Origin of the sequence: Oceanibaculum indicum P24 (genome assembly GCF_000299935.1) — a bacterium.
Taxonomy (GTDB): Bacteria; Pseudomonadota; Alphaproteobacteria; order Oceanibaculales; family Oceanibaculaceae; genus Oceanibaculum; species Oceanibaculum indicum.
In genome coordinates, this window is record NZ_AMRL01000032.1 from 1 (window position 1) to 22,017 (window position 22,017).

The following is a 22,017-nucleotide window of genomic DNA, read 5'->3' on the forward strand; positions in this document are numbered from 1 at the left end:
GTCCGGGGCGGCCAGGGTCAGCAGCCGCGCGCCCAGCTTCTGCAGGGCCGCCACCTCGCGCTCGGCCGCCGCCCGGTTGGCGACCGCCAGCGGCTTGGTACGCCCACCCTGGCGGGCCAGCTCCGGCAGGGCCGCCAGCGCCGTCGTCGGGTCGCCGAAGCGCGCGACGAGCTGGCGGAAGGTGACCGGGCCGACATTCTCCGTGCGGATCAGGCGCAGCCAGTCCAGCCTTTGCTCGGCGGTTGGCGGGGAGGGCAGGGCGCTGCGGGTCATACGCCAGCATGAGCGGGGCTTCACAGTGGCGTCAAGCAAAGGTTGTGTTGTGTCACTCTATACACCTTTATATGCAGCCATTGAGGGTGATTCAGCTATCTTCTTCAATTTATCGGTGCTGTTGTGGTATTCTCGGCCCATGGCGCAAGATATGGTGGTTTCTTCCGGCTGGCGGATCGACAAGGCCATCGACGCGGAGTTCGTCGAGCTGGTCGGCGATGTCCGCGATTTTGCCGATAATCTGGAAACGCGTTGTCCGGTCGTGCTGGTGCTGGATTGCTCTGCCTCCATGGATGGCGCGCCGATTGCGGAGCTGAATGCCGGCATTGCCGCCTTCCTGTCCGACATCGCGGCCGATCCGCTGACCCGGCTCCGTCTCGACCTCGCCATCGTCACCTGCGGCGGCGGCATCGGTGTGGCCAAGGGCTTTGCGCGCACCGCGGAGTTTACCGTGCCGGCGCTGGAGGCGGCAGGCGACACGCCGCTGGGTGGGGCACTGCTGGTGGCATTGGACATGATCGAGGCGCGCAAGCGGCTCTATCGCGAGGCCGGCGTGCCCTATCACCGGCCCTGGCTGTTCGCGTTGAGCGATGGCGCGCCGACCGATGGCGAGGTATGGCGGGAGGCGGCGGCGGCAATCCGGCAGGGCGAGCGGGAGAAGAAGCTGGCCTTCTTCGCGGTCGGCGTCGAGGGCGCCGACTTCGCGCTGCTGGCTGAATTGTCACCGCCCGACCGGCCACCGCTGAAGCTGAAGGGCGTGCGCTTCGGCGCGCTGTTCCGCTGGCTGTCCAGCTCGATGCGGCGGCTCTCCACCGCGCGGGTCGATCCCGACGATATCGACCTGCCGCCGGTCGAGGGCTGGGCCTGCTGATGCCGGTCGATGCCGCCACCGGCCTGCCGGTTACGCTGGGGGCGGTGCTGGCCGAAGGCGGGGAGGGGCGGCTGTGCGCCACCGATAGCCCGGGACAGGTGGCGAAGCTCTATCACCGGCTCGCCCCGGAACGCGCGGAGAAGCTGGCGGCGCTGCTGCGCCATCCGGCGCGGTCGTTGGAGGGCGTGGCCTGGCCATCCTCGGCGCTGCGGGACGAGGCGGGGCAGACCATCGGCTTCCTGATGCCGCGGGTCGAGGGGGCGCAGCCGCTCACCGTACTGGCCAATGCGCGGTTGCGGCTGGCCCACGCGCCCGGCTTCACCTGGTATCATCTGCATGTCGCCGCGCGCCGGCTGGCCGGTCTTGTGGGGCGGTTGCACGATTCCGGCATCGTCATCGGTGATCTGAAGCCGGAGAACCTGCTGATCGACGCCCGGGCAAGGCTGAGCCTGATCGATGCCGATTCCGTGCAGTTCAGTCTGGCCGGCCAGGTGCATCGCTGCGCGGTGGGGGCGGAGGGCTTCGTGCCGCCGGAACTGGTCGGCCAGGACCTCGCCGCCATCGACCGCAGCCAGAGCCATGACCGTTTCGCGCTGGGCGTGCTGATCCACATGCTGCTGCTGGGGCATCACCCCTTTGCCGGGATCTGGCAGGGGCCGGACGATCCGCCGGCACTGGATGGGCTGGTGCAGGCCGGCCATTATCCGGGCCTTGCAATCAGTCCGCAGCGGCCCGGGCCGTTCGCGATGACGCCGAACGCGCTGCATCCGGCACTGCGCGGGCTGGTGCGGCGCTGCTTCGTGGACGGGCACCGCCGGCCGGAGGCGCGGCCAAGCCCGGCGGAATGGGTAGCGGCACTGGACGAGGCGCTTGGCGATCTGGTGCTGTGCGCCGACGATCCTGTTCATGTCATGGGGCACTTTCGGGCCGCATCTGCCGGGCCGTGCCCCTGGTGTGCGCGCCGCGCGGCGCTGGACATCGACAGCTTCCCCGCCTCGGACGCCGCGCCGGACTTGATTGCCGGCGATCTGCGCAAGGCGCTTCAAGCTGGCGACCTTATGCGGCAGGCCTTCCTGTGGTCCCACCATCCGTTGCTGTGGCAGCACACCGAGTTCTCAGGCGAGGCCGAGCGTCTGGGCCGGATGGCGGCGGCCCTGCCGGCGGTTATGCGGCTGAAGGCTGTGCTGGAACGCTCCCCCGACGATGCCGAGGCGCTGGTCGCTGCCTGGCACCGGCTGCCGGACCTTGAGGGCAACCCCCTGCTGGAATCATTGCGCCTGCCGGATGGCCTGCCGCTGTCACAGGCCGTTGCCGAGGCAGAAGGGCGGCTGGAACGGCTGAAACGGCTGCGGGTCAGCTTCGCCGCCGGCCCGCCGACGCCGGAAACGGCCCCGGATCTGGTGGCGGCCTACCGGCTGGCGGCGGATGCCTTCGGGCCGGACAGCCGCTTCCTGCGGCCTTATGCAAGCCGTGCCGAGGCGGCCGCCGCGCTGATCGGGCAAGGTGCCGGTGGCGGCAAAGCGTGACTTCCCGCCAAAGCGCGGTAAAATCATTTCCAACATCCAAGAGCGGCTACACATGCCGCCAACGGCTGCCTCCGCCCGGCGGAGGGCAAAGACAGGAACCGACAATGTCCAGTGCCGGCGACTTGAAGAGCAATGGCGCCATGTCCCGGCAGCGCTATACGCAGGACGACCTTGTACCGATCCTGCAGCGGCACAAGCATTTCCTGGAGCGCAAGCGCGGCGGCATCCGGGCCAATCTGAAGATGGCCGACCTGTCCTATCTGGATTTCACCGGGGCCGACCTGTCTGATGCCGATTTGACCGGCGCCCGCCTGATCGGCGCCACGCTGAAGAACACCAAGTTCCACGGATCGGTGCTGTTTGCCGCCGATCTGTCGGAGGCTGACCTGACCGGCGCCGACATCAAGAAGTCGGACCTGCGCGGCATCCGCATGCGCAAGGCCAAGCTGATCGGCGCCCGGGTGATCGAATCCGACCTGCGCGACGGGATGCTGTTCCAGTCCAGCAAGGGCGAGCTGACGCCGATGGAGAAGGAGACCGGTACCGCCGCCGATGCCCGTTCCATCAATGCGCGCAGCGCCGACCTCAGCGGCTCCAAGCTGTCCAACGCCTTCATCATGCAGAGCGACCTGACCGACGCCATCATGCGCGGCGCCAAATTCATCCGCGCCGACATGTCGAAGGCGAACATGACCGGCTGCAACCTGCTGGGCGCAGACCTGTCGCACGCCAACCTCGAAGGCGCGATCCTGCATGGCGCGATCATGAGCCAGGCGACGCTGCTGTCCACCAACCTGAAGGATTCCGACCTGATGGGCGCGATCCTGGACGCGGTCGATCTGTCCGTCGCCAAGACCGACAATGCCCGCATGGCGCGCCGGCTGGAGAATGCCTCGGTCAGCCTGAAGAATGCGGTCGAGGAGCATGTGCTGTGGATCGACAGCGGCGGGCTGGAAGGCAAGCGTGTCGATTTCTCCGAACTCGACATGACCGGCGAGAATATCAGCGACCTCAACCTCGCTGGCGGCAAGTTCACCTTCGTCGTTCTGAAGAAGGGCAATATGGCGAAGGTCGGCCTGATGATGGCCGATCTGTCCTTCGCTGACCTGCGCGAGACCGATCTGTCCTATGCCGATCTGCGCGGCGTGAACCTGTCGCGGGCCACCTTGTCGGGCGCGAACCTGACCGGCGCGCGCCTCGGGCCGGTGCCGATCGAGGGGGCGACCATCGGTTACTGGCCGTCCAAGCTCAGCCATGCCCGGCTGGATAAGTGCGATTTCTCCGGCGCCGACCTGTTCGCCGCCGATCTGGAAGGGGCTGACCTCACCGGCGCCAACCTGCGCGGTGCCAACCTCAGCGATGCCGTGCTGCTGGACTCCAACATGACCGACGCCGACATTCGCGGGGCCAAGCTGAATGGCGCCGATGTGCGCGGCGTGGTCGGCCTGCCGCGCGGCTAGAACCCGGAACTCTGCCCGGCAATATTTGCCGCACAAGGGCTGGTCAGCGAGCAGAAAATGCCGGGATACACCTGCCCGGGGCGCAACTTGCCGGCCGTCCCGTCCATTTAATTATCTGAAAATAAAGCGTTTTTGTAACTGGCCCGCGCCTTGCTGCTGGAAGCCCGACTTTCATGTGCGAGGTGCGACCCGATGGACCTGCAGAAGACCGACCGGCTTTATAGCGAGGCTGCCTCCTCCCTGTTCGCCCGGCGCGAGACGATGGCTCGCGACGAGGCGGAGCGCAGTGACGCGTTTCGCAGCTTCCTGAAGGACGCCGAAACACGCCGGGCGGAAGAGCGGCAATCGGCAAGTCGCCGCGAGGATGTGGCGGCTGCCCGCCGCGACCCGGCCCGCACTGACCGCGTCGAAGATCGTGCAGATCGCCGGGCTGAACACCGGGCCGATCAGCGGGCAGAAAAGCGCGCGGCAGCGGCGGCGAACGCCACCCCTCCGGCCGAGCGTCCGGCAGATACGACAGCTGCCCAGGCGTCGAAGCAGCCTCAGGACGCAGCCGCTGAAGTTCCGCAGGAAACCAAGCAGCCGACCGCTACCAAGGCCGCTGACACCAGCGACAATACTGCCAAGGCTGCAGGTCAGAACACGACAGCCCCTGAATCGGCACCGGCGGAGACGCAGCAGGCTGGTGCGCCTGCGGTGACGGATGCTGCCGAAATGCCCGGCGACATGCCGGAGGTTCCGGAAAGCACTCCGGCCCCGGTTGCGGTTGCTGCCGGCGACTCTGCCGAAGGCGAGGCCACGCAGGCCGAAGCCGCCGCAAAGACGGTTCAGGCGCCAGCTCCCGTCGCCGATCCGGCCGGGCAGAAAAAGACCAAGGCCGACACTGGGGCCGAAACAGCAAATGCGACTGGCAATGCATCAGCCGGCACGGCGCAGGCTGCTGTGAAGGCCAGCGCTGGCGCTCAGAACGCTGCTGCTCAGGCGACGCCCCCCGCGACTGACGCTCAGGCCGGCGCGGTGGATGCGGCCGCCAGTGATGGCGCAACGAAGACAGTTCAGACGACGGCGCAGAATGCGGCCGTGCCGACGGTGGCAGGCGAGGCCAAAGAGCAGCCGGTGGAGGCCGCGTCAGCCGACGCGCGCCTCGCCGGTACGCCGCCGGTTCAGTCCCAGCCTGCAGAGCAGGGGACGCCGGCCCAGGCGCAGAATGGCGCCGCTACCGCCGCTGTTGCAATGGCTGCCGCTGACGGCACGCCGGAGCCGGGCCTCGAATCCCTGGCGGCGGATGCCGGGCGGAGTGCGCGTGGCGCGGGTGAACCCGCAGCACCTGCCGCTTCCGGCCAGGGCGCCGGCACGCCGGCTGGCGCATCCTCGTCCGGTGGTGCGCAGGCCAATGCCGGCGGTGGCGGCAACGCCAATGGCCAGGGCAACGGCCACGCCGCCGGCCAGAATGCCGCCGCCAATCAGCCGCAGCAGGCTGCCGGCGCGGACCGTCCGGGCATGGCCGGGACCACGGCAAATGACAGTTTCACCACCCTGCTGGCCAAGGCCCAGGGCGAGGCGCAGGGCGCCGAACCGATGGCCGCCGGCACGGCCCGTCCGGGCGAGGGCGTTGTCGCTACGCCGACGGCTTCCGGCACGCCGGGGACACAGGCCGCCAGTGCTGCCGCTGCCGCGCAGGCATCGGCGCCCGCAGCGCCACGCCCGCCGATGCCGGTCAGCAACCAGGTCGCCATCCAGCTGCACAACGCCGCCAAGGATGATGTGCGCAAGGTGACGATCCACCTGCGCCCGGAAGCCATGGGCAAGGTCGAGGTGAGCATGGAGGTCGATCAGGCCGGGCGGCTGCAGGCGGTGATCTCCGCCGACAAGGCGGAAGCGCTGGACTGGCTGCGCCGCGATGCGCACCACCTGGAGCGCGCGCTGCAGGATGCCGGCATGAAAATGGATCAGCAGTCGCTGAGCTTCAACCTGAGGGGCGATGGCCAGACGGGTGAAGGCAGCGGCGGCAGCAAGGGCTCTGGCGGGCGCGGTGGCGTCCTCGGCCAGGGCGATGAAATGGTCGAGGCCCCGGCGGACGGCATCGTGCGTCGCCTGGATGCCCTCGTCGATGTCAGCGTTTAAAGAGGAGAGTTGAGATGGCTGTAGATGGCGTGAGCGGCACCAGCACAACGACCGCGACCCGCGACAGTTCGATATCCCAGGCTCAGCTTGCGGATAATTTCGACACTTTCCTGACGCTGCTGACGACGCAGCTGCGCAATCAGGATCCGCTGAACCCGATGGATACGCATGAATTCACCAATCAGCTGGTGCTGTTCAGTGGTGTCGAGCAGCAGATCCGGCAGAACCAGAACCTGGAATCGCTGATTGCCCTGCAGGTGGTCGGCGAGCAGGCCTCGGCGATGACCTATATCGGCAAGTATGTGACGGCCGAGAGCCAGATCGCGGCCTTGCAGGAAGGCGAGGCGAACTGGACCTACGTCCTGCCGGAAGGGGCAATCAGCAACACGCTGCGGGTCGTCGACTCCGAGGGCAATGTGGTCCGCACGCTGGACGGCGAGTACGAGGCCGGCAGGCACGACTTCACCTGGGACGGCAAGGACGATGCCGGCAACCCGCTGCCTGACGGTGCCTATGCGCTGCGTGTCAGCGCGCTGGATCGTGACGGCAAGGCTGTCAGCGCCGCCATCGGCATGACCTCGCGCGTCACCGGCGTCTCCAAGGATCCTGATGGTCTGGGCCCGGTCCTGTCGCTGGGCGACGGCCTGAACATCCTGCTGGACAAGGTGATTTCAGTGAAGGAGTCGGCCGCCTGAGGCGGCGGTCGGAAGAGTTTTCGAGCAGAGCATGAGCATGGACGGCCGGAAACCGTCCCTTGAGAGAAGGAGCAGAAGCAAATGAGCGTTCTTGGTGGTCTCTATTCGGGTATCTCGGCGTTGAGCGCCCAGTCCCGCAATTTCGGCATCATTTCCGACAACATCGCCAACGTGAACACGATTGGCTACAAGGAGGTCGAGGGCCGATTCTCCAACTTCGTCACCTCGAAGAGCGTGGCGCGTAATTTCTCGCCCGGTGGCGTGACGCTGCGGCCGTTCTATGACCCGCAGAAGCAGGGCCTGCTGCAGACGTCGGACAGCAAGACCGACATCTCCATCACCGGCAACGGCTTCTTCGTGGTGAACAAGGCGGCGAGCGCGGCGAACAATTCCGACAGCTTCCTGTTCACCCGCGCCGGTGATTTCACGGCGGACAAGGACGGCAATCTGGTCAATTCCGGCGGCTACTACCTGCAGGGCTGGCTGCTGAATTCGGATGGCACCATCGTCAATTCCACCAGCCAGGACCAGCTGACCAGCCTGCAGACGGTGAATGTGGCCGGCTTCTCCTCGGTCGGCCAGCCGACGCAGAATGTGTCGATCACCGCCAACCTGCCGGCAGGCCAGGACAACGCCGCGGTGACGCCGCATCAATCGACCAACCTGTCGATCTTCGACTCGCTGGGCGCGCGGCAGACGCTGACCTTCCAGTGGGACAAGACGGCGAACGCCAACGAATGGACGATGACGGCCGGCATTACCGACAGCACCGGTACCTTCAACGCCATCGCAGGCGCGACCGCGACGGTGCAGTTCTCCGGCGCTGGCGGCCTTACCGGCCCGCTCAGCACCGATGCCTTCACGGCGGTGGGTGCGGCCTTCACGCTGAACGCCGATGGTACGTTGGACATTACCATTCCGCAGGCCGACCTCGATGTCTCGGGCGCGGAGCTGCCGGACGATCTGCCGCTGACCCTTGATCTCGGCACGCCGGGGCAGGCGGATGGTCTGACCCAGTTCTCCGGCGGCTATGAGCTGAAGCTGGCCAACCAGGATGGCAGCGCGCCGTCCGGCCTGGATCAGGTGATCATCGACGAGAACGGCCTGGTGACAGGTGTGTTCGCCAACGGTCAGACCCGCGCGATCTATCAGATTCCGACCGCCACCTTCCCGGCGCAGGCGCGTCTGGACCGCGATAACGGCAACGCCTTCTCGATCACCTCGAACTCCGGTGACGTGGTGCTGAACCGGCCCGGTGTTGGCGCCCACGGCCAGTTGCGTCCGGAAACGCTGGAAAGTTCCACCGCCGATACGGCCGAGGAATTCGCCGACCTGATCATCGCCCAGCGTGCCTATTCGGCCGCGACCCGCATCGTCACCACCGGCGACGAGATGCTGGACGAAGCGATCCGTATGAAGCGGTAACCGCCGTCAGGAACGCTCTGCTCCTCCGGAACCCCCGGCCATCAGGCCGGGGGTTTTCCGTTTGCCTCAAGCCATTTGCGGAAGTCGGCCTCCGGCACCGGGCGGGAGATGTGGTAGCCTTGCGCGATATCACAGCCCAATTGGCGCATTTCTTTCAGCACCTGTTCATTCTCGATCCCCTCGGCGACGATCTTCAGCTCCAGCTCATGTGCCATCCCTATCGTCGCCTGGACGATGTGGCGCTGCTTCGTGTCGGTGGCGATATCGACGCAAAAGCTACGGTCCAGCTTCAACGTTGCAGCCGGTAGATGGCGCAGGCAGGCAAGCGAGGAGTAGCCGGTACCGAAATCGTCTATGGCGATCTTGCATCCCATGCCGGTGAGCCGTTCGAGGAGCGGAATGACGGTCATGTAGGAGTGCATGACCGCGCTTTCCGTCACTTCAAGGATGAGGCGCGACGGGGCGACCTGAAAATCCCGCAGCAGCTGCTCGATCTCGTTCACCATGCGGGGATTGTCGAGATCACGGGCCGACAGGTTGATGCTGATCGCTTGGCCGATACCAGCTTCCTGCCAGATTTTAAGCTGACGGATGGCTGTTCGCGCAACCCAGAGGGTCAGCGGCGATATCATACCGGTCGCTTCCGCAAGCGAGATGAACTCGCCCGGCGGGATCATGCCGCGTGTCGGGTGGGACCAGCGCAGCAGCGCCTCGGTGCCGACACACTGACCGCTGCCAAGGTCGATCATCGGTTGGTAATGCAGCATGAGCTGCGCAGTCCGCGGGGCCGCGCGCAGATCGGACAGCAGGAGCAGGCGGTTGCGGAAGTTCTCGCTCGTGGCTGGTTCGAAGACGAAATTGTCGAGATCGCGCGCAACGGCGATTTCCGCCGCCTGCGATACGGCGCGCAGCAGCTCGACAGCGGTTTGTCCATGGTCCGGGTATAGGGCAATGCCGATATGGGCGTCGACGGCCACCGGGATGCCCTCCAGAATAACCGGACGGCGGACGTCTTCCAGCAGTGCGTCGGCTGTGGCCTGTGCCTGCTCTACAGTTTCTGCCTCAATGATCGTCGCCAGCCGGCTTGGATTGATGTTGTAGATGCCATTCTTGCCTGCTGCTGTGCTTTCCAAGCGCGTTGCAAGCAGCTGCATAAGATGTTCGCCCTGATCGTAACCCAGTGTAGAGATGATTTCCTCGGTCTTGGTCAGGCGAACTTTCAGGATGGCAAGCATGGTGGCGGCCTGCGGCCTGCGGTCGATCTGATCCGTCAACCGGTCGAGGAGGGCGGCACGGTTCGGCAGGCCGGTGGTCGGGCTATGGAGGGCGAAGTCCCGGAAGTTCTCCATATGCCGGGCAAATTGCCGGCTTATCAGTCCGGCAAGCCCGCCAATCAGCAGGAAGCCGCCGCCACGAATCAGCCAGTTGACCGTGTCCTGCGCGGTGCCCGCGTTGGCATCGAGCGGCATGAGCGGCCCGCAAGCGAGTCCGGCCAGCAGGGCCACGGCAATGCCGCCGGTCGGCCCGGACAGGAAGGCAGCGGACAAGATGGGAATATAATAGAGGTGCGGCGTGGCGCTCTGTGTGCCGCCCGCGAGATAGACGATCAGCGTGATCACGACCAACAGGCACAGCACTATGGCGGCGGAAAAGAGCGGGTGATCCGCCAGCCTGCCTATCCCTGTCTTGACGTATGTCCGTCTTCTTGCGGATTGTGCCAGGTTGATGCTCATTTTCTCACCCTGGGGTCACTGCATCAGTGCGTTCCTCCTAACAATATATAACAGAATGATTTTCACAATTAATAGGAAGTGCGGCCCGCTTGCCTGCCCTGCGCTTGACGTTTGCCAGAGGGGGGTGTGAGTTTGTTCGATTTCCGTCCCGACTGGCACAGTATCGCCCTGCTGGCGATTGTGATTCTGCTGGTGCTGCTGCGATTCCGCTTCCTGAAGAGCGCCTATTTTCGGGATCGTCCCATGCTGGGCTACGCGCTGGCGGGCGGGCTGGCGCTGCTCGCCGTCCTCCTGATGATGCATCAGGGCATCTGATCATTCCGTTTTCGGAATGAAACTCAGGCTTGAAACGGCAAATGCGGTTTCGCCGGCCAGGTGATAGTGGCTTAGCCCTTCTTGCCGAGGTTGATGCGGCTTTCCTGCCCGCGCAGCAGGCGGACGATGTTGCTGCGGTGGCGCAGCCAGACCAGAAAGGCGATGAACAGCGCCAGCTGCATGCGCTGCGGATCGGCCAGATACCAGGCATAGAGCGGTGCCAGCGCCAGCGCCGCCAGCGCGGCCAGCGAGGAATAGCGGAACAGCGCCGCCACCGCCAGCCATGTCGCACAGGCCAGCAGGCCAACCGGCCAGGCGATAGCGATCAGGATACCCAGCGCCGTCGCCACGCCCTTGCCGCCATTGAATTTCAGCCAGATCGGGAAGCAATGCCCCAGCATGGCGCCGGCGGCTGCCAGCACCGCCATGTCCGGCCCCCAGATGCCAGCAATAAGCAACGCCACGGCGCCCTTCGCCCCATCCAGCAGCAGCGTGGCGGCGGCCAGCTTCCTGCTGCCGGTGCGCAGCACGTTGGTGGCGCCGATATTGCCGGAACCGACCTTGCGGATATCGCCCAGCCCGGCCAGCTTTGTCAGCACCAGCCCGAACGGGATGGAGCCCAGCAGATAGCCGAACAGCGCCGCCGCGTAGAACGGCCAGGTATAGGAGAGATCGCCCAAAGGGTCCGGCATGGCAGTTGCCTCAGGCGTCCAGCTCGAAGATCGTCTTGCCGTTCACCATGGTGCGCAGGGCGCGGCCCTGTACCGGCAGCGTGTCGAACGGGCTGTTCTTCGACTTGGACCGGAATTTCGCGGCCTCGATGCGCCAGGGCCGGTCGAGATCGACCAGCGCCAGGTCGGCCGGCCAGCCTTCCTGTAGCTGGCCCAGCTTCAGCCCCAGGATCGAAGCCGGCTTGCAGGTGAGCGCCGCCAGCACGGCCATCAGCTTCATCTTGTTCTGATGCACCGGTGCGAGGGTCAGCGCCAGCAGCGTTTCCAGCCCCACCGCGCCGGCCTCCGCCTGGGCGAAGGGCAGGCGCTTGGAATCCTGGTCATGCGGGCTGTGGTCGCTGGCAATCGCGTCGATGGTGCCGTCGGCGATGCCATCCAGCACCGCCTGGCGGTCGGCCTCGCTGCGCAGCGGCGGGGACAGCTTGGCGAAGGTGCGGTAGTCGCCGACGGCGGTCTCATTCAGCGTGAAATAGGGCGGGGCAGTGTCGCAGGTGACCTTCAGCCCGCGCGCCTTGGCCTTGCGGATCGCCTCGATGGCGGCGGCGGTCGAGACATGGGCGAAATGCAGCCGGCTGTTGGTCAGTTCCAGCAGGCGCAGGTCGCGTTCCACCATGATGGTCTCGGCGGCGGCCGGAATGCCGGGCAGGCCGAGACGCGTCGCCCATTCGCTTTCATTCATGCCGGCCTCGTTGGTGAGGCTGGGTTCTTCCGGGTGCTGTACAATCAGCTGGTCGAAGGTCCGGGCATAGGACAGGGCCAGCCGCATGACCTGCGCGCTGGCTATTGCCTTCACCCCATCGCTGAAGCCGACCGCGCCGACGCCGGTCAGCAGGCCCATCTCGGTCAGTTCCTTGCCCTGCAGCCCGCGTGTCGCGGCGGCGTAGGGGAAGATCTTCACCAGGCCGATCTTGCGGGCCTCGCGGGCGATGAATTCCACCAGCGATTGGTCGTCGATCACCGGCTGGGTGTTGGGCAGCATGGCCAGGCTGGTGATACCGCCGGCCGCCGCCGCATGGGCAGCGCTGGTCAGGTTCTCCTTGTGCTCCTCGCCGGGCTCGCGGATCTGCACGCGCATATCGACCAGCCCCGGCATCAGCACCTTGCCGCCGCAGTCGATCACCTGATCGGCCATGGCACTGTCCAGCGTGCCGATGCCGGCGATGACCTCGCCCTCGACCAGCAGGTCGCCGGGCCGGTCCAGCCGGCTTGCCGGGTCGATCAGCCGGGCGTTCTTGAACAGGATGCGCTTGCTCATTTAAGGCCAGTCCCCGATTTCGGGCTGTTCGGCTTGTTGGCCAGGAAGGCGGCGTGGTTCTGCGCCAGCACATCCAGGCAGGCCATGCGCACCGCCACGCCCATCTCCACCTGCTGGTGGATCAGCGAGCGGTCGATATCGTCGGCCACGTCGGTGTCGATCTCCACGCCGCGATTCATCGGCCCCGGATGCATGATGAGGGCGTCCGGCTTGGCGAGGCCCAGCTTCTCGTAATCCAGGCCGAAGAAGTGGAAATATTCGCGCTGCGAGGGGACATAGGCACTCTTCATCCGCTCGGTCTGCAGGCGCAGCATCATCACGATGTCGCAGCCGGCCAGCCCCTCGCGCATGTCGTGGAACACCTCGACGCCCAGCCGGTCGATGGCGGTCGGCAGCAGCGTCGGCGGCGCGATCACGCGCACGCGCGCGCCCATGGTGGTCAGCAGATGAATGTTGGAGCGTGCGACGCGGCTGTGAGCGACATCGCCGCAGATGGCGACCTGCAACCCGTCGATACGGCCCTTGCGGCGGCGGATGGTCAGCGCGTCCAGCAGGGCCTGGGTCGGGTGCTCATGGCTGCCGTCGCCGGCATTGATGACGGCGCAGTTCACCTTCTCCGACAGCAGCTTCACCGCCCCCGATTCGCCGTGCCGGATGACCAGCACGTCGCAATGCATGGCGTTCAGCGTCATCGCCGTGTCAATCAGCGTCTCACCCTTCTTCACCGAGGAGGAGGCGACCGACATGTTGATGACATCGCCGCCCAGCCGCTTGCCGGCCAGCTCGAAGCTGGTGCGGGTACGCGTCGAATTCTCGAAGAACAGGTTGATCAGCGTGCGGCCGCGCAGGATGGCGGATTTCTTCTCCGGCCGGCGGCTCTGCTCGACATAGGAATCGGCGAGGTCCAGGAGACCGGCGATCTCCGGCGGGTGGAGCCCTTCGATGCCCAGCAAATGGCGATAGCGGTAGAAGGCGCAGGGTTCGGTAGGAGCGTCTGTTTCGGCGGTCATGAGCCGCGACTATAGGCAGAGCGCAGGCCCGCCGCAAGCGGCGCTTTCCGATGCCGCGCCCCGAAAATCCGCAATGCCGGGAACCCTCGTAAAACGGTAACCGTTCTGCTGTATCAGCCCGCTTCCAGGGGCTTTCTCGCAGGTGCCATCGTGCTGCTGAACACCATCATCATCGACGATTTCTACACCAACGCGCTGGAGGTCCGCGCGCAGGCGCTCTCCATGACCTACCCGAAGCCGGAAGGGACCGTGTTCTACCCCGGCAAGAATTCGCGGGAATCGATGCTGCCGCCGGAAACCGACCGGATGTTTAGCCAGATCCTGCATGAGCCGGTCGTCGGCAACCGCCGCATGGCGCACGGCCGCTGCCGCATCGCGCTGGCCGGCGACCCGCGCCCGGCGGAAATCCATGTCGATCCGAACTGCGTGTGGGCCGGCATCGTCTATCTCACCCTGCCGGAACATTGCCAGGGCGGGACGGAGTTCTACCGGCACAGGGAATATGGCACCGAGCGCGCGCCGGTCAGCGACGAGGAAGCGCAGCGTGTCTATGGCATGCCGACGCGGCAGACGGCGGTGGACACGATCATCGGGCGGGACGGCAACGATTTGTCGAAATGGGAGAAGATCCTGACGCTGCCGATGCGCTTCAACCGCTGCGTCCTGTTCCGCCCCTTCCTGTGGCACACCAGCGGCATCGAGTTCGGCACCACACCGGAGAATGGCCGGCTGATCCAGCTGCTGTTCTTCCAGCCTGCGCCGAAGCAATAGGGCTCACACGCCGGCGGCGACGCCCTCGATCTCGATCAGGAAATCCGGGGTGACGAGGCCCGCCACGATCATCAGGGTGGAGGCGATCTGGGCATCGCCCAGCACGCGCTTGCGCACGGCGCGGTAGGCCGGCACATCTTCCTGCCGGGTCATCAGGATGGTGACCTTCACCAGATCGTCCAGGCTCATGCCGGCGGCTTCCAGGCAGGCGACAAGGTTCTTCAGCGCCTGCTCGCACTGCGCCTCGAAGCCTTGCAGCAGGGTGCCGTCCGGCGTCACGCCGACCTGGCCGGAGATATGCAACCAGCGCGGACGGTCGCGCACCTCAACCATCTGCACATAGCTGCCGACCGGGGCCGGAACGCTCTTCGGATTGTGCTTCACCAGCATGACGGCTCTCCCTTAATCGTATCGGTTAAACCACGCCCTTCTCGCGCAGGGCGGCGATGTCCTCCGCCTTCATGTTCAGCATATCCGACAGGATGTCGTCGGTATGCTGGCCCAGCAGCGGCGGCGGCAGCCGGTAGGTCGCGGGCGTGCCCGACAGCTTCAGCGGATAGGCCAGCATCGTCACCGGGTCGGGTGACAGCGGATGGTCCATCTGCACGGTCAGGTCGCGCGCCTTCACCTGCGGGTCCTCGAACACCTGGTCGATACGGTTCACCGGGCTGCACGGCACGTTGCAGCGCTCCAGCCCGTCCACCCAGTAAGAGACCGGCTGGGTGGCGGTGACCGCCTGGATCAGCGGGATCAGTTCTTCTCGGTTGCGGATGCGGTCCGGGTTGGTCAGGAAGCGCGGGTCGCTCGCAAGATGGTTGACCTGGGCAAAGTCACAGAAGCGCTGGTACTGCCCGTCATTGCCGCAGGCCAGGATGATGTAGCCGTCCGAAGCCTTGAACACCTGATAGGGCACGATGTTGGGGTGCGCGTTGCCGCGCCGCACCGGCACCTGGCCGGAGACCAGATAGTTGGTCGCCTCGTTCACCAGCCAGGAGACCTGGGTGTCCAGCAGGCAGGCATCGATATGCTGGCCCTCGCCGGTAGCGTCGCGGTGGCGCAGCGCCGCCAGGATGGCGACGGCGGAATGCATGCCGCACATCAGGTCGGCGATGCCGACGCCGACCTTCACCGGCTCGCCCTCGACCTCGCCGGTGATCGACATGATGCCGCCCAGCCCCTGCGCCACGAAATCGTAGCCGGCGCGCTCCGCATAGGGGCCGGTCTGGCCGAAGCCGGTGACCGAGCAATAGACCAGGCGCGGGAATTCCTTTTTCAGGCTGGCATAATCCAGCCCGTATTTGGCGAGGCCCCCGGTCTTGTAATTCTCCACCAGCACGTCGCACTGGGCGATCAGCTTCTTCGCCAGCGCCTGCCCCTCGGGCTTCGAGATATCCAGCGTGACCGACCGCTTGTTGCGGTTGGCGCACAGGTAATAGGCACTCTCCGTGGTGTCGTTGCCGTCGGCGTCCTTGATGTAGGGCGGCCCCCATTTGCGCGTATCGTCGCCCTGTCCCGGCCGCTCGATCTTGATGATGTCGGCGCCAAGGTCGCCCAGCAGCTGCATGGCGCTGGGGCCGGCCAGGATGCGGGTCAGGTCGAAGACGCGGATGCCGGCCAAGGGCCCAGGGGTCGCGCCGGGAGTGGGGGTGCTCATGGAATGCCGCCGGATGTTTGGGTCGATTACAGGTCCGCGACGGTGGCCGAACCGGAAGGGGGCGTCAAGCCTGTGCGCGACCCCCTATGCTTAGGAGGTGAAGGGAATATGTTTAACTTCGGAATGTGCACTTGGGGACAATGATTTAATCTATTATCTTGTAATCTGGAAAAAATTTATCTAATATTTCGTTCGTTATTTTAAGCATTTTTCCATATATTTCTTGTGAAAGAATGGCGTCTTTGCAAATTTTATTTATATGCATACTTCTATCCTTGACCCTGTGAGAAGTTTTTTTCTCCACTAGCTCTAGTGATCTAAAAATAACAGTAGAGTCACTGACCCTTAAGCCAGAAGGGTAACAGTGAGATATAGTGTTTCTAGTTTTTAAAATTAATTCAATATCATTCAATAAATCAATTATTATATCATTATAACTAGATAAATCATCTATTTTAGAAATATTTTCCCTTATAAATTTAATTTTATATTTATTTAACCTGCCCATTTCTCCCATTTCGATATTGGTTTTGGGAAATTTATTAATAATTGTTTGCCATATATCTAATATGCTTTCTATTAATGACCAGGCTATGATCAAGCTTCCAATTGCTTTGGATAAAGCTTCAATATCATCACTTTTTAATGGAATTTCTTTAGACATTTCATTTAACCAAAAATCTAATGTTATTTATAATATATTGATAATTTTTACTCGGTGAAATGTAAATATTGATTTTAGCTGTTACAGCAGCGCCATGACGATGAGGGGCAGGGTTGCGGCGGCGGCGATCACCTGCACGGTCAGGATGCCGGCCATCAGCTGATGGTCGCCGCCCAGCTGCCGGGCGAGGATGTAGGAGGAGGCCGCCGCCGGCGCCGCGCTGAACAGGATCGTCACCTTGGCGGTCACGCCTTCGACCCCGAAGGCGAGGCAGGCGAGCGCCGCCAGCAGCGGCAGTCCCAGCAGCTTCAGCAGGGTGGCCAGCACGATACCGGTGCGGCCGGCCTTCAGCGCGCTGAAATTCAGCCCCGCGCCGACGCAGAGCAGGCCGAGCGGCAGGGCGGCCTTGCCGATGATGTCCAGCGTCGGGCCAATCACCGGCGGCAGCCCGATGCCCAGCGCATTCAGCACCAGCCCGGCGCAGACCGACAGGATGATCGGGTTGCTGGCCAGCGCCTTCGCCAGCGCGCGCGGCCCCGGATCGGCGGTGCCGATCAGCCGCGTCAGCAGTACGACGCACAGCACGTTCACGAAGGGCACGACCACGCCGATGGCGATGGCGACCAGCGTGTTGCCGGCGGCACCGTAGAGCCCGCCGGCGGCGGCCAGCGCGACATAGATGTTCGGCCGGATCGTGCCCTGCAGGATGGAGGTGAAGCCCGGCGTGTCGATGGGGATGCGCTCGCGCATCACCAGCAGGCCGCCGATCATCAGCAGGATCGGTGCGGTCAGCGCGGCGGCCATCGGCACCACCTGCAGGTCGCCGATGCTGGCGGTCGCGGTGCGGGTCAGCAGCATCGCCGGAAACAGGATGAAGTAGGTCAGCCGCTCCGCCGCGTCCCAGAAGCCGTTGGTGAGGCCAAGATGCGCCATCAGCCCGCGCCGCAGCAGCGCGCCGAGCAGGATGATCAGGAAGATGGGGCCAAGGGCCGGCAGGACGGAAGACATGGGATGACGGCTTAACGTGCCTGCCGCGCCGCGTCCAGTGCGCCTTGCAGGATGTAGGCGGCGGCCATCTTGTCCACCAGCTCGCCGCGCCGCTTGCGGGTCATGTCGGCGTCGATCATCAGCCGGGTAACGGCGGCGGTGGACAGGCGTTCGTCCCAGAAGCCATAAGGCAGGCCCAGCGGCTCGATGTTGCGGGCGAACTGCCGGGTGGACTGGCAGCGCGTCCCCTCGGTGCCGTCCATGCTGACCGGCAGGCCGATCACCAGCGCGCCGACCTCGCGTTCCTTGACGATCTTCCGCAGCGCCTCGATATCCTTCATCAGCTTGGTGCGGGCGATGGTTTCCAGCGGCGTGGCGATGGCCTGGCTGAAGTCGGAAATCGCCAGGCCGATGGTGGTGGAGCCGACATCCAGCCCCAGCAGCCGCTGGCGCGGTTTCAGCCCGGCGATCAGACGGGCGATGGCCGTTCCCGGCGTTTCCGGAATTAGGGTGTCGGGGTTGCGGTGCGTCATGCCCGGTGCTACTTTCCGCCGCGTTTCATGAATCCCTGAATCCTGCGGCTTTCCGCCGTTTCCGCGAGGAAGACTTACAGCATGTCGATGGACAAGGCCACCGTCGCGAATGTCGCCCGCCTGGCGCGCATTAAACTCAACGAGGAAGAGCTGGACCTCTATACCAAGGAGCTGTCCGGCATCCTGGACTGGATCGAGCAATTGCAGGCCGTGAATACCGACGGCGTCGAGCCGATGAGCAGCGTCGTCGAGCGGCTGCTGCCCGAGCGCGAGGACGCCGTGACGGACGGCAACATCCAGGAGGATGTGCTGGCGAACGCGCCGGAAGCGGCGCATGGCTATTACGTGGTGCCGAAGGTGGTCGAATAATGGCGTCTCTTACCGGACTGACGATGGCAGAGGCGCTGGACGGCCTCGCCAAGAAGGATTTCTCCAGCACCGAGCTGACCGGCGCCTATGTGAAGGCGATGGAGCAGGCGCGCCACCTGAACGCTTATATCGTGGAGACGCCGGAACAGGCGCTCGACATGGCCAAGGCGTCCGACGCGCGCCGCGCCAAGGGCCATGCCGGCGCGATGGACGGGCTGCCGCTTGGCATCAAGGACCTGTACTGCACGAAGGGCGTGCAGACCACGGCGGGCAGCCACATCCTGGAAGGCTTCACGCCGACCTACGAGTCCACCGTCACGCAGAAGCTGTGGGACGCCGGTGCGGTCATGCTGGGCAAGCTGAATCTGGACGAGTTCGCCATGGGCTCGGCCAACATCACCAGCCATTTCGGCAATGTGGAAAGCCCCTGGCGCAAGCCGGGCGACAACCGTCCGCTGGTGCCCGGCGGCTCCTCGGGCGGCTCGGCGGCTGCCGTGGCCGCGCATGCCGCCATCGCCGCCACCGGCACGGACACTGGCGGATCGATCCGTCAGCCGGCTTCCTTCACCGGCATCGTCGGGCTGAAGCCGACCTATGGGCGCTGCTCGCGCTGGGGCATCGTCGCTTTCGCCTCCTCGCTGGATCAGGCCGGGCCGATGACCCGCAGCGTCACCGACGCGGCGGTCATGCTGGGCGTCATGGCGGGGCATGATCCGAAGGATTCCACCTCGGTCGATATCGCCGTGCCCGATTACCGCGCCGCTCTGGAAGGCTCGGTGAAAGGTCTGCGCGTCGGCATCCCGAAGGAATATCGCGTCGAGGGCATGCCGGCCGAGATCGAGCAGCAGTGGCAGCAGGGCATCGACTGGCTGAAGGCCGCCGGCATGGAGCCTGTGGAGGTCAGCCTACCGCACACCAAGCATGCGCTGCCGACCTACTACATCATCGCGCCGGCGGAGGCGTCGTCCAACCTGGCGCGCTATGACGGCGTGCGCTACGGGCTGCGCGTCGCGGGCGACACGCTGGACGGTCTCTATGAGAACAGCCGCGCCGCCGGCTTCGGGGCGGAGGTGAAGCGCCGCGTGCTGATCGGCACCTATGTGCTGTCGGCGGGCTATTACGACGCCTATTACCTGAAGGCGCAGAAGATCCGCACGCTGATCGCCGAGGATTTCCGCAAGGCCTATGAGCAGTGCGACGTCATCCTGACGCCGACCTCGCCCTCGGCGGCCTTCGCCATCGGCGAGAAGATGGACGACCCAGTCGCCATGTATATGCAGGACGTGTTCACCGTGCCGGCGAACCTGGCCGGCATTCCAGGCCTCTCCGTACCGTCGGGCGTTTCCGCCGACGGGCTGCCGCTGGGGCTGCAGGTGCTGGGCAAGGCCTTCGACGAGGAGACGGTGCTGAAGGTCGGACGGGTGATCGAGAAGGCGGCCGCGTTCGGCGCGAAGCCGGCCTTCCTGGCGGGAGAGTAAGAGCATGAGCGGATTGCTGATCGAGGGACGCACGGGCACCTGGGAGGTCGTCATCGGCCTGGAAGTGCACGCGCAGGTCACCTCCAACGCCAAGCTGTTCTCCGGTGCCTCGGCGGCCTTCGGCGCGGAGCCGAACAGCCAGGTCAGCCTCGTCGATGCGGCGATGCCGGGCATGCTGCCGGTCATCAACAAGGTCTGCGTCGATCAGGCGATCAAGACCGGCCTCGGCCTGAATGCGGCGATCAACCGGACCAGCGTGTTTGCCCGCAAGAACTACTTCTATGCCGACCTGCCGCAGGGCTATCAGATCTCGCAGTATGAGAAACCGATCGTCGGCGAGGGCATCGTGCTGGTCGATCTGCCGGACGGCACGACCCGGGAAATCGGCATCGAGCGGCTGCATCTGGAACAGGATGCCGGCAAGAGCCTGCATGACCAGCATCCGAGCAAGAGCTACATCGACCTGAACCGTTCCGGCGTGGCGCTGATGGAGATCGTCTCCAAGCCGGATCTGCGCTCGGGCGACGAGGCGGCGGCCTATCTCACCAAGCTGCGTGCCATCCTGCGCTATCTCGGCACCTGCGACGGCAACATGGAGGAAGGCTCCATGCGCTGCGACGCCAACGTGTCGGTGCGCAAGGCCGGCGACCCCTTCGGTACGCGCTGCGAGATCAAGAATGTGAACTCGATCCGCTTCGTGAAGCAGGCCATCGAGTATGAGGCGCGCCGCCAGGTCGAGGTGATTGAGGAGGGTGGCACCATCAACCAGGAAACCCGCCTGTTCGATTCGCGTCAGGGTGTCACCCGCTCCATGCGCTCCAAGGAGCATGCGCATGATTACCGCTATTTCCCCGATCCCGACCTGCTGCCGCTGGTCCTGACCGAGGAGCGGATCGAGAAGATCAAGGCCAGCCTGCCGGAACTGCCGGACGCGAAGAAGCAGCGCTTCATGCAGGATTACGGCCTGTCGGCCTATGATGCCGGCGTGCTGGTGGCGGAGCAGGAGACCTCCGGCTTCTACGAGAAGGTCGTGACATCCAGCGGCGATGCCAAGCTGGCGGCGAACTGGGTCATCACCGAACTGTTCGGCCAGCTGAACACTGCCGGCAAGGACATCGCCGACAGCCCGGTCTCGGCCGAGGCGCTGGGCCGGATGATCGCCCGCATCAAGGACGGCACGATCTCCGGCCGCATCGCCAAGGACGTGTTCGCCGAGATGTTCGAGACCGGCAAGGATGCCGATGCGATCATCGAGGAGAAGGGGCTGAAGCAGGTCTCCGACACCGGCGCCATCGAGAAGGTGATCGACGAGGTGCTGGCCGCCAACCAGGACAAGGTGGCGGAATACAAGTCGGGCAAGGACAAGCTGTTCGGCTTCTTCGTCGGCCAGGTGATGAAGGCCAGCCAGGGCAAGGCCAATCCGGGGATGGTGAACGAGCTGCTGAAAAGCAAGCTGGCCTGACGGCCATGTCCACCACTGCCCTGAAGTTTGCGGTCTTCGACTGCGACGGCACGCTGGTCGATAGCCAGCATCACATCGTGGCGGCGGCGCAGGCCGCGTTCGCCCGCCACGATCTGCCGCCCCCGCCGGCGGAGCTGGTGCGCACTGGTATCGGCCTGCCGCTGCGCCAGGCGCTGGCGCGGCTGGCCCCGGATGGCGATGACGCGCTGCATGACGGGCTGACCGAGGCCTACAGGTCGGTCTTCTTCGAAATGCGCCACCGGCCCGACCATTGGGAACCGCTCTATCCCGGCGTCGTTGAAACACTGGACAGGCTGGCCGCCGTTGGCTGGCTGCTGGGCATCGCCACCGGCAAGGCAAAGCGCGGCCTGCTGGCGGTACTGGACATGCACGGGCTGCGCGACCGCTTCGTGGTGCTGCGCACCGCCGATGACGGGCCGGGCAAACCGCACCCTTTCATGCTGACCTCCGCCATGTCGGAAATCGGCGTGGAAGCGGCGGATACGGTGATGATCGGCGATACCAGCTACGATATCGAGATGGCACGGGCGGCCGGCACACTGGCCGTTGGCGTGTCCTGGGGGTACCATTCGGCGGAGATGCTGCAGGCCGCCGGGGCGCACCATCTGGTGCATGACTATCCAGCACTGGCCGCCACCCTGCTAAACCGGGAGGACTGAC

Annotated in this window: 21 protein-coding genes and 1 pseudogene; 12 read left to right on the forward strand and 10 right to left on the reverse strand. The window is 65.0% G+C overall.

From position 1 onward, the window contains the following. Positions 1-273, reverse strand: a pseudogene (locus P24_RS16875) (DNA-processing protein DprA); the annotation flags it as partial. A gap of 139 nt (positions 274-412) precedes the next feature. Here P24_RS16875 and P24_RS16880 point away from each other — a divergent pair. From P24_RS16880 to P24_RS19465, 6 genes are all read left to right on the forward strand, one after another. Continuing rightward, complete coding sequence (locus tag P24_RS16880) at positions 413-1,144, forward strand: vWA domain-containing protein (protein ID WP_008945960.1); 732 nt, start codon at positions 413-415, stop codon at positions 1,142-1,144. After that, positions 1,144-2,670 carry a helix-hairpin-helix domain-containing protein gene (locus tag P24_RS16885; RefSeq protein ID WP_008945961.1) on the forward strand — a complete coding sequence of 509 codons (1,527 nt, stop codon included), beginning with the start codon at positions 1,144-1,146 and terminating at the stop codon, positions 2,668-2,670. Before P24_RS16880 ends, P24_RS16885 begins: the two co-directional genes overlap by 1 nt. 104 nt (positions 2,671-2,774) lie before the next feature. Continuing rightward, entirely contained in the window at positions 2,775-4,130 is a 1,356-nt protein-coding gene (locus P24_RS16890; protein WP_008945962.1) for a pentapeptide repeat-containing protein, read from the forward strand. A gap of 192 nt (positions 4,131-4,322) precedes the next feature. Beyond that, on the forward strand, positions 4,323-6,254 hold the full coding sequence (locus P24_RS16895) for a flagellar hook-length control protein FliK (protein WP_008945963.1): 1,932 nt from the start codon (positions 4,323-4,325) through the stop codon (positions 6,252-6,254). 14 nt (positions 6,255-6,268) lie between these two features. Further along, on the forward strand, positions 6,269-6,949 hold the full coding sequence (locus P24_RS16900) for a flagellar hook assembly protein FlgD (RefSeq protein ID WP_008945964.1): 681 nt from the start codon (positions 6,269-6,271) through the stop codon (positions 6,947-6,949). A gap of 81 nt (positions 6,950-7,030) precedes the next feature. Further along, the gene (locus P24_RS19465; protein ID WP_008945965.1) at positions 7,031-8,374 is read left to right on the forward strand and encodes a flagellar hook protein FlgE; all 1,344 of its coding nucleotides are present in this window, start codon (positions 7,031-7,033) and stop codon (positions 8,372-8,374) included. A gap of 41 nt (positions 8,375-8,415) precedes the next feature. On the opposite strand, the gene P24_RS16910 is transcribed toward P24_RS19465, so the two are convergent. Next, a complete protein-coding gene (locus P24_RS16910; RefSeq protein ID WP_083859847.1) occupies positions 8,416-10,107 on the reverse strand; it encodes a putative bifunctional diguanylate cyclase/phosphodiesterase in 1,692 nt (563 codons plus the stop codon). Between the two features lie 126 nt (positions 10,108-10,233). On the opposite strand from P24_RS16910, the gene P24_RS16915 reads away from it, so the two are divergent. Next, the gene (locus P24_RS16915) at positions 10,234-10,422 is read left to right on the forward strand and encodes a hypothetical protein (protein WP_156816359.1); all 189 of its coding nucleotides are present in this window, start codon (positions 10,234-10,236) and stop codon (positions 10,420-10,422) included. A 71-nt stretch (positions 10,423-10,493) separates the two neighbouring features. Here P24_RS16915 and plsY read toward each other — a convergent pair whose 3' ends face one another. From plsY to P24_RS16930, 3 genes are read right to left on the reverse strand one after another with little or no spacing between them, the layout of a single operon-like run. After that, on the reverse strand, positions 10,494-11,102 hold the full coding sequence (plsY, locus tag P24_RS16920; protein WP_408962321.1) for a glycerol-3-phosphate 1-O-acyltransferase PlsY: 609 nt from the start codon (positions 11,100-11,102) through the stop codon (positions 10,494-10,496). Positions 11,103-11,124: 22 nt separating this feature from the next. After that, positions 11,125-12,408 (reverse strand): dihydroorotase, encoded by a 1,284-nt coding sequence (locus tag P24_RS16925; RefSeq protein ID WP_008945969.1) that lies wholly within the window; start codon positions 12,406-12,408, stop codon positions 11,125-11,127. Then, entirely contained in the window at positions 12,405-13,418 is a 1,014-nt protein-coding gene (locus P24_RS16930; RefSeq protein ID WP_008945970.1) for an aspartate carbamoyltransferase catalytic subunit, read from the reverse strand. Before P24_RS16930 ends, P24_RS16925 begins: the two co-directional genes overlap by 4 nt. Positions 13,419-13,568: 150 nt before the next feature. On the opposite strand from P24_RS16930, the gene P24_RS16935 reads away from it, so the two are divergent. Next, positions 13,569-14,189, forward strand: coding sequence for a DUF6445 family protein (locus tag P24_RS16935; RefSeq protein WP_008945971.1), 621 nt, complete (start codon positions 13,569-13,571; stop codon positions 14,187-14,189). A gap of 3 nt (positions 14,190-14,192) precedes the next feature. On the opposite strand, the gene P24_RS16940 is transcribed toward P24_RS16935, so the two are convergent. The 5 genes from P24_RS16940 to ruvX all read right to left on the reverse strand — a co-directional run bounded on the left by P24_RS16940 (position 14,193) and on the right by ruvX (position 18,027). After that, a complete protein-coding gene (locus tag P24_RS16940) occupies positions 14,193-14,579 on the reverse strand; it encodes a RidA family protein (protein WP_008945972.1) in 387 nt (128 codons plus the stop codon). A 25-nt stretch (positions 14,580-14,604) separates the two neighbouring features. Further along, entirely contained in the window at positions 14,605-15,843 is a 1,239-nt protein-coding gene (locus P24_RS16945) for a CaiB/BaiF CoA transferase family protein (protein WP_040708225.1), read from the reverse strand. 145 nt (positions 15,844-15,988) lie between these two features. Next, complete coding sequence (locus tag P24_RS20180) at positions 15,989-16,507, reverse strand: hypothetical protein (protein ID WP_156816360.1); 519 nt, start codon at positions 16,505-16,507, stop codon at positions 15,989-15,991. Between the two features lie 81 nt (positions 16,508-16,588). Further along, on the reverse strand, positions 16,589-17,515 hold the full coding sequence (locus P24_RS16950; protein WP_008945974.1) for an AEC family transporter: 927 nt from the start codon (positions 17,513-17,515) through the stop codon (positions 16,589-16,591). Between the two features lie 11 nt (positions 17,516-17,526). Beyond that, the gene (gene ruvX / locus P24_RS16955) at positions 17,527-18,027 is read right to left on the reverse strand and encodes a Holliday junction resolvase RuvX (protein ID WP_008945975.1); all 501 of its coding nucleotides are present in this window, start codon (positions 18,025-18,027) and stop codon (positions 17,527-17,529) included. A gap of 81 nt (positions 18,028-18,108) precedes the next feature. Between ruvX and gatC the strand changes: the two genes are divergently transcribed. Genes gatC through P24_RS16975 form a run of 4 tightly spaced genes read left to right on the forward strand, consistent with a single transcriptional unit; the run spans position 18,109 to position 22,016 of the window. Further along, on the forward strand, positions 18,109-18,396 hold the full coding sequence (gatC, locus tag P24_RS16960) for an Asp-tRNA(Asn)/Glu-tRNA(Gln) amidotransferase subunit GatC (RefSeq protein ID WP_008945976.1): 288 nt from the start codon (positions 18,109-18,111) through the stop codon (positions 18,394-18,396). Then, positions 18,396-19,874: an Asp-tRNA(Asn)/Glu-tRNA(Gln) amidotransferase subunit GatA gene (gene gatA, locus P24_RS16965; protein ID WP_008945977.1), complete on the forward strand. Its 1,479-nt coding sequence runs from the start codon at positions 18,396-18,398 to the stop codon at positions 19,872-19,874. Before gatC ends, gatA begins: the two co-directional genes overlap by 1 nt. A gap of 4 nt (positions 19,875-19,878) precedes the next feature. Next, the gene (gatB, locus tag P24_RS16970) at positions 19,879-21,336 is read left to right on the forward strand and encodes an Asp-tRNA(Asn)/Glu-tRNA(Gln) amidotransferase subunit GatB (protein ID WP_008945978.1); all 1,458 of its coding nucleotides are present in this window, start codon (positions 19,879-19,881) and stop codon (positions 21,334-21,336) included. 5 nt (positions 21,337-21,341) lie between these two features. Next, on the forward strand, positions 21,342-22,016 hold the full coding sequence (locus P24_RS16975; protein WP_008945979.1) for an HAD-IA family hydrolase: 675 nt from the start codon (positions 21,342-21,344) through the stop codon (positions 22,014-22,016). The last annotated feature ends 1 nt before the right edge of the window (position 22,017 follow it).

Coding starts and splice junctions, on each gene's coding strand:
- P24_RS16930 (WP_008945970.1), bottom strand. CDS start 13,418: ATGACCGCCGAAACAGACGCTCCTACCGAACCCTGCGCCTTCTACCGC.
- P24_RS16895 (WP_008945963.1), top strand. CDS start 4,323: ATGGACCTGCAGAAGACCGACCGGCTTTATAGCGAGGCTGCCTCCTCC.
- P24_RS16900 (WP_008945964.1), top strand. CDS start 6,269: ATGGCTGTAGATGGCGTGAGCGGCACCAGCACAACGACCGCGACCCGC.
- P24_RS16940 (WP_008945972.1), bottom strand. CDS start 14,579: ATGCTGGTGAAGCACAATCCGAAGAGCGTTCCGGCCCCGGTCGGCAGC.
- P24_RS19465 (WP_008945965.1), top strand. CDS start 7,031: ATGAGCGTTCTTGGTGGTCTCTATTCGGGTATCTCGGCGTTGAGCGCC.
- P24_RS16885 (WP_008945961.1), top strand. CDS start 1,144: ATGCCGGTCGATGCCGCCACCGGCCTGCCGGTTACGCTGGGGGCGGTG.
- gatB (WP_008945978.1), top strand. CDS start 19,879: ATGAGCGGATTGCTGATCGAGGGACGCACGGGCACCTGGGAGGTCGTC.
- P24_RS16945 (WP_040708225.1), bottom strand. CDS start 15,843: ATGAGCACCCCCACTCCCGGCGCGACCCCTGGGCCCTTGGCCGGCATC.
- P24_RS20180 (WP_156816360.1), bottom strand. CDS start 16,507: ATGTCTAAAGAAATTCCATTAAAAAGTGATGATATTGAAGCTTTATCC.
- gatC (WP_008945976.1), top strand. CDS start 18,109: ATGTCGATGGACAAGGCCACCGTCGCGAATGTCGCCCGCCTGGCGCGC.
- P24_RS16910 (WP_083859847.1), bottom strand. CDS start 10,107: ATGAGCATCAACCTGGCACAATCCGCAAGAAGACGGACATACGTCAAG.
- P24_RS16890 (WP_008945962.1), top strand. CDS start 2,775: ATGTCCAGTGCCGGCGACTTGAAGAGCAATGGCGCCATGTCCCGGCAG.
- P24_RS16925 (WP_008945969.1), bottom strand. CDS start 12,408: ATGAGCAAGCGCATCCTGTTCAAGAACGCCCGGCTGATCGACCCGGCA.
- gatA (WP_008945977.1), top strand. CDS start 18,396: ATGGCGTCTCTTACCGGACTGACGATGGCAGAGGCGCTGGACGGCCTC.
- P24_RS16880 (WP_008945960.1), top strand. CDS start 413: ATGGCGCAAGATATGGTGGTTTCTTCCGGCTGGCGGATCGACAAGGCC.
- P24_RS16975 (WP_008945979.1), top strand. CDS start 21,342: ATGTCCACCACTGCCCTGAAGTTTGCGGTCTTCGACTGCGACGGCACG.
- ruvX (WP_008945975.1), bottom strand. CDS start 18,027: ATGACGCACCGCAACCCCGACACCCTAATTCCGGAAACGCCGGGAACG.
- P24_RS16950 (WP_008945974.1), bottom strand. CDS start 17,515: ATGTCTTCCGTCCTGCCGGCCCTTGGCCCCATCTTCCTGATCATCCTG.